This window comes from Flavobacterium sp. GCM10022190, assembly GCF_042656445.1.
GTDB classification, from domain to species: domain Bacteria; phylum Bacteroidota; class Bacteroidia; order Flavobacteriales; family Flavobacteriaceae; genus Flavobacterium; species Flavobacterium nitratireducens.
On sequence record NZ_JBHSOQ010000001.1, the window covers coordinates 919,492 to 938,318 of the forward strand.

13 protein-coding genes and 1 tRNA gene are annotated in these 18,827 nt (G+C 34.5%); 6 read left to right on the forward strand and 8 right to left on the reverse strand.

What is annotated here, in order from left to right:
* The first annotated feature begins 20 nt into the window (after positions 1-20).
* Together bioA and ACFPTQ_RS03905 are read left to right on the forward strand one after the other, a co-directional pair.
* Positions 21-1,292, forward strand: coding sequence for an adenosylmethionine--8-amino-7-oxononanoate transaminase (gene bioA / locus ACFPTQ_RS03900; protein ID WP_379774108.1), 1,272 nt, complete (start codon positions 21-23; stop codon positions 1,290-1,292).
* Positions 1,293-1,319: 27 nt separating this feature from the next.
* Positions 1,320-2,474 (forward strand): beta-ketoacyl synthase N-terminal-like domain-containing protein, encoded by a 1,155-nt coding sequence (locus tag ACFPTQ_RS03905; protein WP_379774111.1) that lies wholly within the window; start codon positions 1,320-1,322, stop codon positions 2,472-2,474.
* Between the two features lie 130 nt (positions 2,475-2,604).
* Here ACFPTQ_RS03905 and ACFPTQ_RS03910 read toward each other — a convergent pair whose 3' ends face one another.
* A complete protein-coding gene (locus tag ACFPTQ_RS03910) occupies positions 2,605-3,081 on the reverse strand; it encodes a regulatory protein RecX (RefSeq protein ID WP_379774113.1) in 477 nt (158 codons plus the stop codon).
* Positions 3,082-3,300: 219 nt separating this feature from the next.
* On the opposite strand from ACFPTQ_RS03910, the gene ACFPTQ_RS03915 reads away from it, so the two are divergent.
* Entirely contained in the window at positions 3,301-6,459 is a 3,159-nt protein-coding gene (locus tag ACFPTQ_RS03915; RefSeq protein ID WP_379774116.1) for a hypothetical protein, read from the forward strand.
* A gap of 236 nt (positions 6,460-6,695) precedes the next feature.
* Positions 6,696-9,728, forward strand: a complete 3,033-nt coding sequence (locus ACFPTQ_RS03920) for a T9SS sorting signal type C domain-containing protein (RefSeq protein ID WP_379774120.1) — start codon at positions 6,696-6,698, stop codon at positions 9,726-9,728.
* 87 nt (positions 9,729-9,815) lie between these two features.
* Here ACFPTQ_RS03920 and bioB read toward each other — a convergent pair whose 3' ends face one another.
* The 4 genes from bioB to ACFPTQ_RS03940 form a co-directional block, all read right to left on the reverse strand.
* Positions 9,816-10,901: a biotin synthase BioB gene (gene bioB / locus ACFPTQ_RS03925; protein ID WP_379774123.1), complete on the reverse strand. Its 1,086-nt coding sequence runs from the start codon at positions 10,899-10,901 to the stop codon at positions 9,816-9,818.
* A 91-nt stretch (positions 10,902-10,992) separates the two neighbouring features.
* Complete coding sequence (locus ACFPTQ_RS03930) at positions 10,993-11,430, reverse strand: hypothetical protein (RefSeq protein WP_379774126.1); 438 nt, start codon at positions 11,428-11,430, stop codon at positions 10,993-10,995.
* 66 nt (positions 11,431-11,496) lie between these two features.
* Entirely contained in the window at positions 11,497-11,934 is a 438-nt protein-coding gene (locus tag ACFPTQ_RS03935; RefSeq protein ID WP_278036500.1) for a hypothetical protein, read from the reverse strand.
* 112 nt (positions 11,935-12,046) lie between these two features.
* On the reverse strand, positions 12,047-12,979 hold the full coding sequence (locus ACFPTQ_RS03940) for a bifunctional riboflavin kinase/FAD synthetase (protein WP_379774129.1): 933 nt from the start codon (positions 12,977-12,979) through the stop codon (positions 12,047-12,049).
* Positions 12,980-13,186: 207 nt separating this feature from the next.
* On the opposite strand from ACFPTQ_RS03940, the gene ACFPTQ_RS03945 reads away from it, so the two are divergent.
* The gene (locus ACFPTQ_RS03945; protein ID WP_379774132.1) at positions 13,187-15,859 is read left to right on the forward strand and encodes a reprolysin-like metallopeptidase; all 2,673 of its coding nucleotides are present in this window, start codon (positions 13,187-13,189) and stop codon (positions 15,857-15,859) included.
* 47 nt (positions 15,860-15,906) lie between these two features.
* On the opposite strand, the gene pth is transcribed toward ACFPTQ_RS03945, so the two are convergent.
* From pth to ACFPTQ_RS03960, 3 genes are all read right to left on the reverse strand, one after another.
* Positions 15,907-16,533 carry an aminoacyl-tRNA hydrolase gene (pth, locus tag ACFPTQ_RS03950; RefSeq protein WP_379774135.1) on the reverse strand — a complete coding sequence of 209 codons (627 nt, stop codon included), beginning with the start codon at positions 16,531-16,533 and terminating at the stop codon, positions 15,907-15,909.
* A 252-nt stretch (positions 16,534-16,785) separates the two neighbouring features.
* On the reverse strand, positions 16,786-17,397 hold the full coding sequence (locus ACFPTQ_RS03955; RefSeq protein WP_278034331.1) for a 50S ribosomal protein L25/general stress protein Ctc: 612 nt from the start codon (positions 17,395-17,397) through the stop codon (positions 16,786-16,788).
* 89 nt (positions 17,398-17,486) lie between these two features.
* A complete protein-coding gene (locus tag ACFPTQ_RS03960; RefSeq protein WP_278034330.1) occupies positions 17,487-18,428 on the reverse strand; it encodes a ribose-phosphate pyrophosphokinase in 942 nt (313 codons plus the stop codon).
* Between the two features lie 285 nt (positions 18,429-18,713).
* Between ACFPTQ_RS03960 and ACFPTQ_RS03965 the strand changes: the two genes are divergently transcribed.
* Positions 18,714-18,793, forward strand: a tRNA-Leu gene (locus ACFPTQ_RS03965).
* Positions 18,794-18,827: the final 34 nt, after the last annotated feature.

An 18,827-nucleotide genomic window follows, 5' to 3' on the forward strand; every position in this document is an offset into this window, starting at 1 on the left:
AATCTTCAATCTAAAATTAAATGACGTTAACTGAAAAAGACAGCCAATATCTTTGGCATCCTTATACCCAACATAAAACAGCTCAATTACCGATTGCAATTACTAGAGGTGAAGGTGCTTTGCTTTGGGATGAAAATAACAAGGAATATATTGATGCGATTGCATCTTGGTGGGTAAATCCCTTTGGGCATTCCAATCGTTTTATTGCCGATAAGATTTACAAGCAATTAACTACATTAGAACACGTTCTTTTTGGAGGTTTTACACACGAACCAGCTATTCAGGTGGCAGAGCAATTGATGAAAATTTTGCCAAAAAATCAACAGAAAATATTCTTTTCAGATAATGGTTCGACTTCGGTGGAAGTAGCAATAAAAGTGGCTTTACAGTATTTTTATAATAAAGGCGAGAAACGTACAACTGTTATTGCATTTGAAGATGCATTTCATGGAGATACTTTTGCAGCTATGGCTGCGAGTGGGATTTCGTTATATACTCAGGCTTTTCAAGGGATGTTTATTGATGTAGTACGTATTCCGGTGCCTGTAAAAGGAAAAGAAGAAGCCAGTTATGATGCTTTGCGAAAAGTGATACAGGAACATCAATGTGCCGCTTTTATTTTTGAGCCTTTGGTTCAGGGTGCCGCCGGAATGGTGATGTACGAGGCCGAAGCTTTGGATGAATTAATTAAAATTTGTCAGGAAAATAAAGTGTTGACGATTGCCGATGAAGTGATGACCGGTTTTGGAAAAACGGGTAAAACCTTTGCAATGGATTATGCTCAGGAAATGCCTGATATGATGTGTTTGTCAAAAGCTTTGACGGCAGGTACTATCCCAATGGCAATCACTACTTTTACTCGGGAAATTTTTGATGCTTTTTATGATGATGATATCAATAAAGCCTTGTTTCACGGACATACTTTTACCGGAAATCCTACGGGTTGTGCAGCGGCTTTAGCCAGTTTTGAATTGTTGCAAACTCCAGAAATGCAGGAGAATATAATTCGAATAAATAAAAGACATCTGGCATTTCAGGAATATATAAAAAATCATCCTAAAGTAACCGCAACTCGCGTTTTAGGAACCATTTTTGCTTTAGATATCAAGAAAGAAAACGAGGAAACCTATTATGGTTCTATGCGAACCAAACTCTATAATTTCTTTATCGAAAACGGGGTGATTTTACGCCCAGTTGGTAATATCGTTTATATTTTGCCACCTTATATCATGACCGATGAGCAATTGCAAAAAGTATATGATGTCGTCGAAAAAGCATTGGAAATAGTTTAATTTTGCAGCTCAATAAATATTTAGGATTTGTCAACAACCATTTCAATAACAGCCTTAGCTTCCATTTCTCCATTAGGTAATGATTTAAAAACCATTTGGAAAAATTACCTTTCACCGAATCATTGTTTTTCTAAAACATATTTAGACAATCAAGAGACTTTAGTGGCTGCATTGGATCTAGATTCAAAAAAAGTTATTGAAGCTTTAAAAGAATCGGATGTTAAGTATAAAGCATTGGATAAGTCTGTTTTGTATGCGATGGCAGCTTCACGCAAAGCTGTAGCTGACGCTGGTTGGAATTCGGATTCTGTTTTCGGAATTAATATTGGTTCTTCTCGTGGGGCAACCGAGTTGTTTGAAAATCATCATAAAGAATATTTAAATACTGGAAAAGCGCATACTTTAGCTTCTCCCACAACGACTTTAGGAAATATTTCTTCTTGGGTGGGTCACGATTTGCAAAGCTCAGGGCCTGAAATTTCACATTCCATTACTTGTTCAACTGCTTTACATGCGCTTTTAAACGGTGTTGCCTGGCTGCGTTCAGGTATGGTGGATAAATTTCTTGTTGGTGGCAGTGAGGCGCCTTTAACCGATTTTACGATTGGGCAAATGCGTGCTTTAAAAATCTATTCGCATAGTGAGGAAGCTTTTCCTAATCAGGCATTGAATTTTGAGAAAAAATGGAATTCAATGATTTTGGGCGAAGGAGCTGCCGTTTGTTGTCTTGAAATAGGTAAAAAAGATAATGCTTTGGCTTATATTGAAGGTGTAGGTTATGCAACGGAAATTTTGGAACATAATATTTCTATTTCGGCAGAAGCTACTTGTTTTCAAAAGTCAATGAAAATGGCTTTAGAACATACTAATTTAGAAGATGTAGATGCGATTGTAATGCATGCGCCAGGAACTAAAGCTGGTGATTTAACCGAGTATAAAGCAATTCAGAAAATCTTTGGTGAAAAGCTACCTTTATTAACTACCAATAAATGGAAAATAGGACACACTTTTGGTGCTTCGGGTATTTTAAGTGTTGAGTTAGCAATCTTAATGATGCAACACAATCAGTTCATCGGAGTTCCTTTTGCGAAAGCGCAAACAAAAATGAAACCAATTAAAAAAGTTTTGGTAAATGCCGTAGGTTTTGGTGGTAATGCCGTCAGTGTATTGTTGAGTTTATAAAGAAGTTATTACGCAAAGTTTCGCTAAGATTTCTCAGAGTTACGCTAATTATTATTTCATTTCAATCTTTGCGGTAAAATAGTACTTGTCCTTTTCAGTTGAAAGTTATCTGACTGAAAACGGAGACTGATCAATGCTCACGGGCTTCTAATTCTTTTACTTTCTCGTAAACTAAATTACTTTCGAAACCTCTTCGAAGCATATAATCACAGAATTTCTTTCTTTTTTTGAGTGAATTGGTTTCTGTAATGGACTCCCAATGTCTTTTAGCCAAATTTTCAAAAGTGCCAAAATATTCTTCAGGGCTAATCTCTTTTAAAGCAATGTTGATCAAAGTTTGATTGATGCCTCTAAATTTTAATTCATTGGTAATTCGGATTTTTCCCCAATGTTTAATTCTATGTTTGCCTCTGGCAAAACTACAAGCAAAACGTTCCTCGTTAAGAAAGTTTTCATTGATAAGATGCGAAATGATTTCATCAATTTCTGCGGTACTCATTTTCATGCTGCGCAATTTCTGCTCCACCTCTTCGTGGCAACGGTCTTGATACGCACAATAATGTTCGATTTTTTGGATGGCTTCATTAACAGAAAAAAAATCTTTCATTTTATCAATAAATTGGGTTTAAAAGAAAATGTAAAGGTATTTATTTCTGTTAAAAAGCGGATTTAATCCTGTCAAAAGATGTTTTTTCAGGTAAGTATGTATGTTGGCGACAAAAAATGCCTGTCATCGATTTTGTTTTACTATCTGATTCTTAATATTTTAATTTATTTCGTTGCTTAATTTTTAAGTCCATTTAGTTTAATTGTTAATTGAAGGTTTATGCGAATATTTCTACGCAAAGGTTTTTTTTTATTGAGTATTTTAATAGGGTTTAATTTATCAGCTCAATGTATAATTTCTAGTACTACAGACGCAAGTTCCTTAGGTTGTGGTAGTGGAGTTTTAAGTTCTTGTGGAGGGATAATAACTATTGGGAATGGAGTATCTCCAATTTCATTGAAAATGGATGCTGATTTAGATTTAACAAGTTGTGGAGTTGTACAATTGATTGTTGATAAAGCAATACTTGATTTTTCTGTTGCAAATAAAAGATTATATCTTGCTGAAGGCTCTTCTATTTCTTTTATAAATGGAGGAACTTTAAATCCTCCTGGGGGTACAGGCGGAGGATGTACTGGAAATGACAGATTGTATATTGGTGGGGTTTTGTTAGCAGCCTGTCAAGGGGGAGCTGGCATCCTTGGGTTTGATGAAGTAATATCTTTTGGTGGGACAGGAAAAGCTACATCGAATTCTCCTGTTTGTCCAGGAAATACAATTAATTTAACAGCTACAGCACCACCTATAGGAACTTATACTTATTCCTGGTCTGGGCCTGGACTTGCAGCAACTGCTTATAGTAGCAGTCCTAATTATTCTTTTACGGCTTCAACTACACCTTCAAGTCCTGTATATACAGTTTCTATGAAACGAACGTCGGATAATAAAATAATTACTGCAAATACAACTGTAAAAATAGAAACTCCAACAATTACAACTCAACCTACAAATCAATTGGATTGTGAGGGGGCTTCCGTTAAATTTAAGGTTGTTGCAACGGGTACAAGTTTAAATTATACTTGGCAATATAAAAAACCATCAGATTCTGGTTTCACATCAATTATAGGTTCAGTTGCAAATACTTCGGATAATTCGACTAATGAGATTACGATTGGAAATGTTGGAAGTGCTCAATATCCTGAAGGTACTCAATTTCAGGTGATAGTTTCAAACGGGAGTTGTAGTGTGACCTCTAATGTTGTGACGCTATCGGTTAATGAAATTTTAAATATAACAGCAGGAACTAATGTAAAGCAATGTTATGGAACAAATTATTCCTATACTGTGAGTACTTCTTATCCTGCAAATGTGGTTTCTTATCAATGGAAAAAATCAGTAACTACAGGTATTTGGACAGTTTTGAATGATGGAGGTGCCTATTCTGGAGCAAACACAAATACTTTGACAATTACAGGAGGAACTCCGGCAGAATCAGCCGAATATCGTGTTTATATTACTTTTAATAATTCAACAACTCAATGTAATGTTGACAGTGCTTCTAGAACAAGAAAAATTACTTTCTTGCCTCAATTGACTACACCTGTCTCTACAATTACGCAACCGACTTGTTCAAATACTTTGGGAACTATTACTGTGGCCGTTCAAAGTGCAACGGATACCTATAGTTTTGATGGTGGACAAAAGTATCAAGCCAGTAATGTGAAATCGGGATTAACTTCTGGAACCTATGATGTGATTATAAAAAATGAAGCTGGTTGTATATCCCCAGTTACAAGTTGTGCCATTATTAGTGATACATCATACTGGAATGGAAGTACTTGGATAAACGGAATGCCAGATAGTACAAGAAAAGTAGTTTTTCAACAAAATTTTAATTCTACATCTGACATTGAGGCGTGTTCTTGCCAAGTAACTAATGGGGCGAATGTTTTTATTAACAGTTATCACACTTTAAAAGTAGCTAATGAAGTGAATGTGGCTAGTGGAAGCCTAACATTTGATAATACGGCTAGTTTAGTTCAAATTAATGATGCAGCAATTAATACGGGAGCTATTTATTATAAACGTTTTACTACTCCTGTGAGGCGTTTTGATTTTACCTATTGGTCGTCTCCGGTTGCTGATCAAACTTTAAAAAACTTATCACCTAATACATTTTATGATAAGTATTATGGATATAATCCTAATACAGGATGGGTAATTTATTACTATGGTTCTGAAATTATGAAACCAGGGAATGGTTATTCAATAAGAGCCCCACAATCATTTAGTGTGAATGACCCTCAAGTAGATGCTGATCCAGTTTTTGTAGGAGTGCCAAATAATGGTGAAATTCCTTTAACAATTGATGCCAATAAATTGTATTTACTTGGTAATCCCTATCCTTCGGCAATTGATGCTTATAAATTTTTGGAATTTAATGAAAACGTGCTAGAAGGGACACTATATTTTTGGACACACAATACAATGCCAACTGTTTCAGGAGGAGCTGCTAAATACAACTATAATTCAAGTGATTATGCTACTTATAATCGCACGGGAACCGTAACTACCGCTACTCAAGCGGCAACAGGTGGTTATGTTCCTAGTGGGATGATAGCTGCAGGTCAAGGTTTTTTTGCACCAGCAAGTACTACTGGTGGGAATTTAAAATTTAAAAATAGTATGCGTGTTGCAGGTGGTGCTTATGGGGTGAATAATGCTCAGTTTTTTAAAGTGAACACAAAAGAAAAGCAAAGTCTAAATCAAAAGGAAACGAATAGGGTTTGGTTAAATTTGACTAACACAGAAGGGTTATCTAAACAAACATTGATAGGTTATTTAGAGGGTGCTACTAATGGTTATGATCCAGGGTTTGATGGGCAAATTTTGCCAATTCATCAAGAAATTGAGTTTTATAGTGTGAATCAAGGAAAGGCGTTAGCAATTCAGGGTCGTGCATTACCCTTTGTTGAGAAAGATAGCGTTGCTTTAGCTTATAAAACAGATTATAGTGGAAATTTTCAAATTAGTATTCATAAAACGGATGGATTTTTAGATACTCAAGATGTTTTCTTGGAGGATAATTATTTGCATATAACTCACAATTTGAAAAAATCGCCCTATTTGTTTACAACGGAAAAAGGAGTGTTTGATAATCGATTTGTTTTGCGTTATGTAGAGCAAAATAATGTTAATACCATTTCGAATCAAGAGGTTCTGGTTTTGGTAAAGAATAAACAGCTAAGGATTAAATCTTCTTCAGATTCTATTCAAAAAGTAATTATTTATAATTCGATAGGACAAATTCTATATCAAAACAATCAAGTTAATCTCCATGATTATGTAGTTGAAAATTTGAATGTGGCTCATCAAGTACTAATCGTAAAAGTGGTATTAGGAAATGAGCAAACACAAACTGTTAAAATTGTTTTTTGATGTTAGGATTATGGTAGGCGACTTAGGAGCTTGTTTTAAAGAGTGATTTTTTTAAAATCCCTTTAAACGTGGGATTTAAGTGCGTAAAAAGATGCACTTAAACGACTAAATAAGCACGTCAACGTTTTTAATTTATCTAGCGATTATTATGCAATAATCTTGTATCGTGATTTAATTAGAAATAATTAATGATTATAGTTTTAAAGGCTTGCCCGGCCCCCAAATCTAAAAATGATATGAGACCTATTTATACTTTTAGAAATTTTATATTTCTTTTTGTTTTTTTATTTTTTTCTATTGCTACGTTTTCTCAAACTACTGGAGATTATCGTTCAAATACAACTTCAGGAAACTGGACTACGCTTTCTAGCTGGCAATATTATAACGGTTCTGAATGGGTAACCCCTACATCTGTTCAGGGATATCCTGGTCAGATTTCAACTCCAGCAAAACCTGCTACTGGAGCTGTTTTAATACAAGCTGGCCATACTATTGCAATGGGTACTTCAAGTTTGTCAACATCTTCAATGGGCTCATTAACAATTAATGGAACTTTAAATTTAAGTGCAGGAAGTTCAGGGGCTACATTTAATATTAATACTCCATTATTGATAGTTACACCAGGATTAACACCTTACGCACAAATTAATTTTGATAACAAGGTTACATTAAGTTTACCAGCTAATGTTTCAATGCAAGTGAGTACAGGTGGATTACCAAGTCCCGGAGACGGAACATGTACAGCAAATATCCAAATTACTATAGGAAGTACACCATATGCTTATTGTACAGGTAATGGTCAAGCAACACATTTTGAAGATATTATGGCTAATGGTGGTTATAATATTTTGGATGTGGTTACGGCAACTTCAGTTTGTAATTCTGGTACTTCAACAATATCTGCTTCTGTAAAGCCTACTCCAACTACATCAACAACATATAATTTATATTCTTCTTCAACAGGAGGAACGGTATTATCTAGTATTACTTCGACTGTAAGTCCCTATTCAACAAGTTCTTTGCTAACACCTTCTGTAAATTCAACAACTACTTTTTATGTAGAAGCTGTTACAGGTACACGTACTACAGCCAGAAAGGCTGTAACTGTTATTGTGAATAATCCTAGTATACCTGTTTTAAGTACAGTTAGCCAGCCAACTTGTGAAGTTGCAAATGGAAGTTTTACAATAACAAATTATAATCCATCTTGTACTTATTCTGTTTCTCCTTCATTTGGTGTTAGTATTTCAAATGATATTGTTACTGCTCCAGCTGGTACATATACTGTAACGGCTACTTCTGGTGGATGTAGTTCTGTCGCTTCAAATAGTGTGATTGTTAATCCGCAACCAACTGTTCCGGCTGCGCCAATAATCTCAAATATTGTACAACCAAATTGTACAACAGAAACAGGGAGTGTTGTATTAAGTGGTTTGCCATCAGGTTCATGGACGTTAGAGCAATCTGGTACTTCAAGTAATACAATAGTTGGGTTAGGTACTTCTACAACGATTTCAGGATTAATAGATGGTGGGAATTATACATTTAAAGTTTCAAATGGGACTTGTACCTCTCCATCTTCAAGTGTTGTTAATATAGATAATCTTTCTACTATAACAAGTACATGGAATGGTAGTGCATGGATAAATGGAGTTCCTGATGAGTCAAAAAGAATTGTTTTTGCTGGTGATTATTCATTAGCTGAAAATGTTGTAGGTTGTTCTTGTAGAGTGTCATCCGGTAATGTAATTATAAAATCAGGGTATACTTTAAAAGTTACAAATTCAGTAATTGTTTTGCCAAACGCTTCATTAACATTTGAAAACAATGCGAGTTTAGTTCAAATTAATGATGCTGCTGAAAATACTGGAAATATAAATTATCACCGTCATACTGCAGCGGTAAGAAGATATGATTATACTTATTGGTCTTCACCTGTTGCCCCTCAAACATTAAAGAATTTGTCTCCAAATACTTTTTTTGACAAATACTTTAGTTATGATAATGGTTGGAGAGTGATTAAATACGGTGCAGAAGAAATGGTTCAAGGCAAAGGATATATTATAAGAGCACCTCAATCTTTTAGTCTTACTGTTGCAGCGGTAGATACTAATCCTGTATTTGTGGGTGTGCCTAATAATGGAGAGTATCCTATTCCTGTAGTAACTAATCAGACTTATCTTTTAGGAAATCCTTACCCATCCGCTATTGATGCAAATGCTTTTTTGGATGCAAATGCTGCAAACTTAGAAGGAACACTTTATTTCTGGACGCATAATACTTCTCCAAGTAATACAATACCTGGAGATGCAACTTATAATTACACGACAAATGATTATTTGGTTTATAATCGTACTGGAGGTGTTGTTACTAATAATGCTTCTAAAACTTTTGATGGTAAAATTGCTGCAGGGCAAGGTTTTTTTGCACCAGCTAAAGCATCAGGAAATGTGGTTTTTAATAATAGTATGCGTGTAGAAGGGGGTGCTTCTGGAGCGAATAACTCACAATTTTTTAAACTGAGTGCTACAACTAAAACAAGTGTTTCTACAGTAGAAAAAAGCCGTATTTGGTTGAATTTGTCAAATAAACAAGGCGCTTTCAAACAAATGTTAGTGGGTTATATTAAAGGTGCTACTAATGATTATGATTCAGGTTATGATGGTGTAACCTATGATGGGAATCAATATGTTGATTTTTACAGTGTAAATCAAGCAAGTAAATATGTAATTCAAGGTCGCGCATTACCATTTGTAAAACAAGACACGGTTGTTTTAGGTTATAAATCGACTATTGTTGGAGAATTTCAAATCAACATTGACCATGCAGATGGGGTTTTAGAAACACAAAATGTATTTTTAGAAGATAAGACTTTGAATGTACTTCATAATCTTAAAAATGGGTCTTATACTTTTACAACTGAAAAAGGAGTATTTAATGATCGATTTGTATTGCGATATGTAGATAAAAATGCAGTAGAAGAAGTAGCAGAAACACCTACACCAAATGATGGTATTTCAAATGGTGGAAATGAAATTTCAAGTTCTATTGTGATTTATTCAAAAGATAAACTCATTACGGTAAAATCTCCAGAAGTTGATGTGCAAAAAATTGTAGTTTATGATAGTACAGGTAAACTTCTTTATGCTAATGAAAATGTAGCTGTAGCTGAATTTACAATTACACAACAACTTGCAAGTGATCAAGTTTTATTAGTAGATGTTTTATTGGCAAACGGAACTAAAGTAAGTAGAAAGGTGATTTACTAGTTAAAAATGTATAATGTTATAAACAACTAAAAATGCCCTAAAAAGTATCACTTTTTAGGGCATTTTAGTTTGTATAATTTCTTCTATTTATTTTCCTTTTATCGAGGCTTCAACATTTCTTTCTATCACGTGACCTGGACGAGACCATTTTGGTTTCTCACCAAGTGGAGCAAATTGAGAATCTTCTGCTTCAACTGTTTTTGGCTGAGATACTTTTGTGAATGGCTTTTGAGGAATCAGTCCTAACATTTCAAACATCTTCATATCTTCATTAACATCTGGATTTGGAGTAGTTAAAAGTTTATCACCTGCAAAAATGGAATTGGCTCCCGCAAAGAAACACATAGCTTGTCCTTCACGACTCATGTTAGTTCTTCCTGCCGAAAGGCGAACTTGAGTTTCTGGCATTACGATACGAGTCGTTGCAACCATGCGTATCATTTCCCAAATTTCAACTGGTTTTTCTTCTTCCATTGGTGTTCCTTCAACTGCAACTAATGCATTGATAGGCACTGATTCGGGTTGTGGGTTTAAAGTTGAAAGCGCTACTAACATACCTGCGCGGTCTTCAATACTTTCTCCCATTCCAATAATACCTCCACTACAAACCGTTACATTCGTTTTACGAACATTGTCAATTGTTTCTAAACGATCTTCAAATCCTCTTGTCGAAATAACTTCTTTATAATATTCCTCAGACGTATCTAAGTTGTGGTTGTATGCATATAACCCTGCTTCGGCCAAACGATGCGCTTGGTTTTCCGTAAGCATACCTAGTGTACAACAAACTTCCATGTCCAATTTGTTAATGGTACGAACCATTTCTAGAACTTGATCAAATTCTGGTCCGTCTTTAACGTTTCTCCATGCAGCTCCCATACATACACGTGAAGAACCTGATTCTTTAGCTCTTAATGCTTGAGCCTTCACTTGACTAACAGACATTAAATCGTTCCCTTCAACACCTGTGTGATAGCGTGCTGCCTGTGGGCAATACCCGCAATCTTCTGGACAACCTCCTGTTTTAATAGATAATAAAGTAGATACCTGAACCACATTTGGGTCATGGTGTTCTCTATGAATAGATGCTGCTTCGTAAAGCAAATCCATCATAGGTTTATTATATATCGCAATAATCTCTTCTTTTGTCCAATTGTGTTTTGTAATACTCATTGTATTGTGATTTTTGATGGCTCAAAAGTAGTTAAAATGTTCAAAACGGCAATGCAATAGCTGTAAAAACGATTGGACTTAAAAAAGAAGATTAATCAGTTGAGAATTGATTGTTCCAATAGAGCATTAATAACATGGTTACTATGACTGATGAGGCTAGTCCTTCAAAAAGGAGCGAAATCGAATAAGCATCTATTGAAGGATTTCCGCCAAAAAGGAAACTTTCTGATAGCGATTGAACAAATGTATCTCCTCCTCGTAAATGACTATATATAACAAGAGCAATTATGCTAAGTACTACACCTATAATTGCGGTAAATAAAGCGGATACAGCATTGGAAACAAATTTTTTCTTTCCTTCGTCAAGGTTCATCTGGATTGTTCGATTTACACCATAAAAAACAAATAAGATGTTTAGTATTCGTAAATAAAACAAATCAGATAGCTTAAGCATTTCCATCAGTATAAAATAGATTCCGATGGTTATAAAAATAATACATCCGTTAGTGATTTCTTTTGTAGATTTCATGATACTGTTTTTTATGGATGAATACTAAATAAAATAAAACCCAATCTACTTTAAATAGGGAACCGTTTAGTCCGATGGATATTTCTTTTTCCAGAATAGTAAAAGTGAAAAAGTAACAATAACAGCAGAAACAATTCCTTCAAAGAGTAAAGAAATGTTATAAGTCATAACAGAAGGGCTTCCTACAAATAACAACGATTCAGAAAGTGTTTTGATATATTCATCTCCACCTTTTGCGTAGATATAAGCTACTAGTCCTGAAATACTTAAAAATACGCCAGTTAATGAAGTAAATAATGCGGAAATGGCATTGTCTGCAAGGTTCGTTTTTCCTTCAACAAAATTGGTCTTCAGGCTTCTATTTACACCATAGTAGATAAAAATAATGTTGAATAGTCTTAGGTAGAAAAAATTGGAGAGGTGTAGCGCTTCCATCAACAAGAAATAAAGTGCAATACCAATAAAAATAATCACTCCATTATAAAATTCTTTAGGCAGTTTCATACGCTTAATTTTTTAGGGTTAAAAAATAAATGTTTGATAAACAAGGTATTGTCTATCAAATTTACGTAAAATATAGGAGTTAATTTAAAAAACGGCCTAGTTTTTTATTTACTTATGAAAGCGCTTTGATGTACTCGAGCGTTTGAGTTTTGTCTTTTTCGATTTGCTCTTTCAAAAGTGTTAGTGAGTCAAATTTTTGCTCTGCACGAATATGTTTAAGAATGGAAACACTAATGTTTTGGTCATATAAATCGGCATCAAAATTTAAAAAATGTATTTCAACTGATAAATTTTCGCCTCCTACCGTTGGATTATGGCCAATATTCATCATTCCAAATACTTTTTGATTGTCGATTGTACTTGACACAATATAAACCCCTTTTTGAGGGATAAGTTTGTAATCTTCTTCAATAGAAAGATTAGCAGTTGGGAAACCTATTGATTTTCCTAGTTGTTTGCCTTTTATTACGGTTCCAGATAAAAAATAATCATAGCCTAGATATTTGTTAGCCAAAAACATATTTCCTTCATTCAAGGCGTTTCTGATTTTGGTGGAACTTACCGAAATGTCATTGATTTCTTGGGCAGAAATTTGTTCAACTTCAAAGTCGTATTTTTTACCAAATTCAATAAGGTTATTGATGTCGGCAGTTCTATTTCGTCCAAATCGATGGTCGTAACCAATAATAATTTTTTGAATTTTAAATTGCTCTACCAAAACTGTCTTAACAAATTCTTCGGCAGTTAGTCTTGAAAAACTTTCGTCAAAAGGATGAATTATTAGGTTTTCAATTCCAATTTGTTCTAAAAGATTAATTTTTTCAGGAATTGTATTTAAGAGTTTTATTTCTGAGCGCTCTTGCAGTATCATTCTTGGATGGGGAAAAAAAGTCAATACTAGACTTTCATAGTTAGTGTCAACCGTTTGTTGAATTAACCTTTCTAGTATTTTTTTGTGGCCAATATGAACCCCATCAAAAGTTCCCAAAGTAAGAATTGTTTTTTTTGGAGAACTGAAATCTTTTATAGAATGAAAAATCTTCAAAGTGATTATTTTATAGTAGTGCAAATTTATACTATCTAAATCATATTTTAGGCTTAGTGGTTTCTGTTTTTTTATTTGATTTTGGTAGAATTAGTAAAAAATGGATGTAATTGAGGTAATTGCATAGATATTCATTTGTTAATTAACGATGCTGTTCAATATTTTTGATTGGAATCGCTTATTTTTGAAACATAAATTTAGCAGCTTATGAAAATTAATACTCTATTCGTATTCTTTTTGTTATTTTTCTCCATTGTTAATGCACAAGATAAAAACCCTTGGAAACGAGTTGATGCTTCTGCTGTTCAATCTACCGCTAGGCTTTTAGGTAAAGTTGAATCTTCAAACGCTGTTTTATTTCAATTGGATGAAGAACATATAAAATCCAAGCTACAAATTGTTCATGATCCAAAACAGTCTGCTGCAACTGTTATCACTATTCCAAATGCCAAAGGAGAATTTGAAAAATTTTCTATACATGAGAATTCTAATTTTGAACCAGAATTGCAGGCTAAATATCCCGATATCCGCTCTTATTCAGGTGTGGGTATTTCTGATCCAACTGCAGTTTTGAATTTTAGTATGTCTTCTTTGGGTATCCAAACGATGATAAGTCGAAATGGAAATCAAATGGAGTTTATTGAAAAAGATTCAGAGAATAAAGGTATTTATGTTGTTTTTGATTCGGAAAAAAAGATAAAAGAACGTTTGCCTTTTAATTGTTCTACCGTAGATAACTCTGTTTCAACTAAGACAAGTAAGCAAACATCAAAATTAGTTTCAAGTGATCAAAAATTTAGGACACTTAGATTAGCCTTGTCCTGCACAGGCGAATATGCTGTTTATCATGGAGGAACAGTAAATGCTACTCTTGCTGCAATGAATGCTACTATGACTCGAGTAAATGGGGTTTTTAGTAGAGATTTAGCAGTCAAACTTTTGCTAATTGCAAACAATGATCAAATTATTTATACTAATGCTTCAACTGATCCGTATTCTAATGCTACAACAGGGGTAGGAAACGAAGATGTTGCTGGTGCTTGGAGTGCTGAATTACAAAATAATTTAAATACAGTAATTGGTAATTCAAATTATGACATAGGGCATTTGTTTGGAGCCAGTGGTGGAGGAGGAAACGCTGGATGTATTGGCTGTGTTTGTAATTCAGGAAAAGGGAGTGCATATACGTCACCCTCAAATAATATGCCCAAAGGAGATGCTTTTGATATTGATTTTGTAGCACATGAAATGGGACATCAGTTAGGGGCAAATCATACATTTTCTTATGATATTGAAGGTACTTCAGCTAATGTTGAGCCCGGAAGTGGTTCTACTATAATGGGTTATGCGGGAATTACAACTGATTATGATGTGGAATTGCGTTCTAGTGATTATTTTTCATTTGTAAGTATTAGTCAAATTCAAACTAATTTAGCTACTAAAACTTGTCCAGTAATTACAACAATAACTGCTGCGGCACCAACGGTAAATGCTGGAGCAGATTACACGATTCCTAAATCGACCCCATTTGTTTTAAAAGGCACTGCTAGAAATGTAGCTACGGATAGTTTTGTTTGGGAACAAAATGACCCAGCAACTTCTGCTAGTGGCGATTTAAGTTTGGCTGTTAGTACTAAAACAAATGGTCCGCTTTTTAGATCTTTTCCACCGGTGAGCACAGCTGTTCGTTATATGCCAAGCTTTGAAAATGTTTTGGCAGGTAGGTTGACTAGCAAATGGGAATCTGTTTCATCTGTTGGTCGTACTTTGCATTTTGTATTAACGGCAAGGGATAATGCTACTGAAGGATTGGCTCAAACGGTTTCTGATGAAATGGTTGTAACTGTAAATGCAAACACAGGTCCATTTGAAGTTACTTCTCAAAATACCGAGAATTTAAGTTGGTTTCAAGATGCTGAACAAACAATTACATGGAATGTAAATGGAACAAATACTTTGGCTGGAGCTGCTACAGTAAACATCAAGTTATCTACCGACAACGGGCTTACATTTCCAATTACTTTAGCTACCGCTGTTCCAAATGATGGTAATGAGGTGATAGTAGTTCCAAATGTTTCTTCGAAATTTTGTAGAGTTTTAATAGAACCAACGGATAATATTTTTTATGCTGTAAATAGTACCACTTTCGCTATTGGTTATATTGTGGAATCGAGTTGTCAAACTTTTAATTTTGCTACCCCTTATGAAATACCTGAACAAAGTAATTTTGATACTACAAGAGTAATTTCATTTCCATCGTCTTCATCATCTGTTGCTGATGTAAATCTTAATTTAGAGATTACGCATACTTATTTTTCAGATATTCAAATGGATTTAGTAAGTCCAAAAGGGACAGTTGTTAAGTTGTTGTACAATGCCTGTGGAGATATTAATGGTAAGTTGAGATTGGTTTTTGACGATTTAGGTGAGAGTTTGTCTTGTTCGAATACTTCTTTACAAACTGTTGCTCCAGATGGTGTTTTAGGTAATTTTAATGGCGAAAATCCTCAAGGAAATTGGACGTTGCGTATGCGAGATATGTTTACCAATGATTCAGGAGTTTTGAATTCGGCATCGATTAGTATTTGTACGCAGGATTATAAGTTGATTCCTTATGGAGATGCTTCCAATGATTTGATAGTTAGTTCTACTTCTAATGATGGTAATTTTAATGTTCAATATATAAGTAATTCAACTAGTAAAGAACTAGAAGTTATGGTTTTTGATATGGTTGGTAAAAGACTTTTTACTGAGAAATATGTAAACAATGGTGGTTTTAATCAAAATATACAAATGTCTCAAAAGCCACATTCAGGGGTGTATTTAGTGGTACTGGTAGATGGTTCTATTAAAAAATCGACTAAGATTATTATTGAATAATATGTTGTGAATCAATGAAAAAGGCGAGTATTTGTTCTCGCCTTTTTTTATTTACCATTAAATGTTGTCATTGTGTTTTCTAGTCCAGCTGTTCCAAATGATTTTATCACTTCTGAAGCTATTTCTAATCGTTCTGGAAGGGCTTCATTTTCGGCAGAGTTCCATTCGCCTAAAACATAATCTACTTGTTTTCCTTTTTTGAATTCATCGCTAATACCAAATCGGAAACGAGTGTATTGATTAGTGTTTAGAACCAGGTTAATATTTTTAAGTCCGTTATGTCCACCGTCGCTGCCTTTTGGTTTTATTCGAATGGTGCCAAAGGGTAAATTCAAATCGTCAGTAATTATGAATACGTTTTCCAATGGGATATTTTCTTTTTCCATCCAATATTGAACCGCTTTACCGCTTAAATTCATGTAGGTGTTGGGTTTTAATAAAAAAAAGCTTCTTCCTTTGAATTTGTATTCGGCGAGTGAACCCAATTTTACGGTTTGGAAATCAAGATTTTCTTTTTTGGCTAAATAATCCAATACTTTAAAACCAATGTTGTGACGTGTATTTACATATTCGGCTCCGATATTTCCTAAGCCTACAATTAAAAATTTCTTCATATCAGTTGTGTTGTTCTCTGTTTTTGTTTTTGAAAACAGCTTTTTGAACCAGTTTTTCATTTTGCAAAAATAGTTTTTTTGAAGTTTCTAAGTTTCAGAGTTGCTAATTTTTTGAGTTTTCCGGTTATTAATGACAAATACAAAACTATAAAACCCAAATTAGCCCCGATAGAGCCGCTATCCTCGTAACGTAGTGGAGAGATATAGGCGATAGCGGGAATCTTGTTTGCTGGTAATCCTTGTCTTTCGCTTCTAATCAAAAAAAAAGCACCAGTTGGATAACTGATGCTTTTAAGTATGATTGAAAAAAGATTATTTTTTCTTTCCTTTTGCAGGTGCTTTTGCTGCTTTTGCTGCTTCTTGAGCTGCTTTCATAGCCGCACGAGACATCTTCACTTGGCAGATAACTGTGTTGTCTGGGTGCATGATTTTGAAGTCTGGTGTAGGTACTTTAGTAACATATAATTTGTTACCCATGTCAAGAGGAGTGATGTCAGCTTCAACAAAATCAGGAAGATTTTTAGGTAAAGCTTTAACTTTTAATTTACGGTTGTTGATACGTAAATCTCCTCCAGCCATAACTCCTTTAGAGTTACCAGTGATTTTAACAGGAACTTCGATAGTGATTTCTTTATTATCAAATAATTGAAAGAAGTCAATGTGTAAGATTTTGTCAGAAACTGGGTGAACTTGAATGTCTTGTAAGATAGCATTGAAAGTTTTACCATTTCCAAGGTCGATCACAACTGTGTGAGCGTTTGGAGTGTAAACCAAGTTTTTGAATGCTTTTTCTTCTGCTGAAAAATGAACTGGTTGATCTCCTCCGTATAACACGCAAGGAACCGCTCCAGCATTACGTAAGGCTTTAGTAGCAACTTTGCCCACGCTTTCTCTTTCTGATCCTTTAATTGTAATCGATTTCATTTTAAATATTTATAGTTATTAATACTCTTTTTTTGAAGTACTAAATTTAGTACTTATTTATAGTGAGATTGCTTCGTTCCTCGCAATGACTACATGATAAACTTTCCACTGATGGAATTGTTGTTTTGTACCATGTGCATCACTTCTGCAAAAAGTGGAGCGCAACTTACCACTCTGATTTTTTTAGATTCTTTCTTTAAAGGAATAGAATCAGTAACGATTAATTCGCTAAGTTTTGATTCTTCAATTCTTTCATAAGCATTACCCGATAATATGGCGTGTGTGCAAATCGCTCTTACGCTTAGCGCACCTCTTTCGATCATTAAATCGGCAGCTTTTGCAAGTGTTCCTCCCGTATCAATCATGTCATCAACCAAGATAACATTACGACCTTTTACTTCCCCAATTAGTTCCATAGTGTCGATAACGTTCGCTTGCTTTCTTTGTTTGTAGCAAATCACAACATCAGATGCTAAGAATTTTGAGTAAGCATAAGCTCTCTTTGAACCACCCATATCTGGAGAAGCTATAGTCAGGTTGTCTAACTTTAAGCTTTCTACATAAGGTAAGAAAATAGTAGAAGCAAATAAATGGTCTACTGGTTTTTCAAAGAATCCCTGGATTTGATCAGCATGTAAATCCATGGTCATAATTCTAGTTGCACCAGCAGCTTCAAGCATTTTAGCAATTAATTTTGCTCCAATTGGTACTCTAGGTTTGTCTTTTCTGTCTTGTCTAGCCCAACCGAAATATGGCATCACAGCAGTAATATGTCTTGCTGATGCACGTTTTGCAGCATCAATCATCAACAACAACTCCATTAAGTTTTCGGTGCTCGGAAATGTAGATCCAATAAGAAAAACGCGTAATCCTCTTATTGATTCTTCAAATGATGGTTGGAATTCACCATCACTATAATGTGATAAAGAAACTTTCCCTAGCGGTATTCCGTATGCTTCGGATATCTTTTCTGCTAGATAGACACTTTTTGAACAAGCAAAAATTTTAGCTTCTGGTTCTCTTTGTGACATTTGATTTGTTGTTTTTACTCCGATTTGTTTTGTGTTTTTTAATTTCGATTTTTTTTCAAAGCTAAAAAACCTGTAAATATCTCGGATGTAGTGAGTTAGTATATGCTGTTTTAACGAGCTGCAAATTTAGAAAATTAATTTGACTGTGAAAGTAAAATTTCCATTAATTTTGTTAGAAACTTTAATATTATTTTTTACATTTGCACCGTCTTAAACGATAAGACTTTTAGAGTTTATTTAAAATCTTATTGACCACTATAGAATAATTCGTTATTCTTAGCCTATGCCCAGGTGGCGGAATTGGTAGACGCGCTGGTCTCAAACACCAGTTCTTAGGAGTACCGGTTCGATCCCGGTCCTGGGTACAAAGCCTCTTTGAAAAAAGAGGCTTTTTTGTTT

Excerpts from the sequence above, each read along its gene's own strand:
- ACFPTQ_RS03955 (WP_278034331.1), bottom strand. The coding sequence starts at position 17,397 with ATGAAATCGATTACAATTAAAGGATCAGAAAGAGAAAGCGTGGGCAAA.
- ACFPTQ_RS03920 (WP_379774120.1), top strand. The coding sequence starts at position 6,696 with ATGAGACCTATTTATACTTTTAGAAATTTTATATTTCTTTTTGTTTTT.
- pth (WP_379774135.1), bottom strand. The coding sequence starts at position 16,533 with ATGAAAAACTGGTTCAAAAAGCTGTTTTCAAAAACAAAAACAGAGAAC.
- ACFPTQ_RS03915 (WP_379774116.1), top strand. The coding sequence starts at position 3,301 with ATGCGAATATTTCTACGCAAAGGTTTTTTTTTATTGAGTATTTTAATA.
- bioB (WP_379774123.1), bottom strand. The coding sequence starts at position 10,901 with ATGAGTATTACAAAACACAATTGGACAAAAGAAGAGATTATTGCGATA.
- ACFPTQ_RS03960 (WP_278034330.1), bottom strand. The coding sequence starts at position 18,428 with ATGTCACAAAGAGAACCAGAAGCTAAAATTTTTGCTTGTTCAAAAAGT.
- ACFPTQ_RS03935 (WP_278036500.1), bottom strand. The coding sequence starts at position 11,934 with ATGAAACTGCCTAAAGAATTTTATAATGGAGTGATTATTTTTATTGGT.
- ACFPTQ_RS03945 (WP_379774132.1), top strand. The coding sequence starts at position 13,187 with ATGAAAATTAATACTCTATTCGTATTCTTTTTGTTATTTTTCTCCATT.
- ACFPTQ_RS03930 (WP_379774126.1), bottom strand. The coding sequence starts at position 11,430 with ATGAAATCTACAAAAGAAATCACTAACGGATGTATTATTTTTATAACC.
- bioA (WP_379774108.1), top strand. The coding sequence starts at position 21 with ATGACGTTAACTGAAAAAGACAGCCAATATCTTTGGCATCCTTATACC.
- ACFPTQ_RS03910 (WP_379774113.1), bottom strand. The coding sequence starts at position 3,081 with ATGAAAGATTTTTTTTCTGTTAATGAAGCCATCCAAAAAATCGAACAT.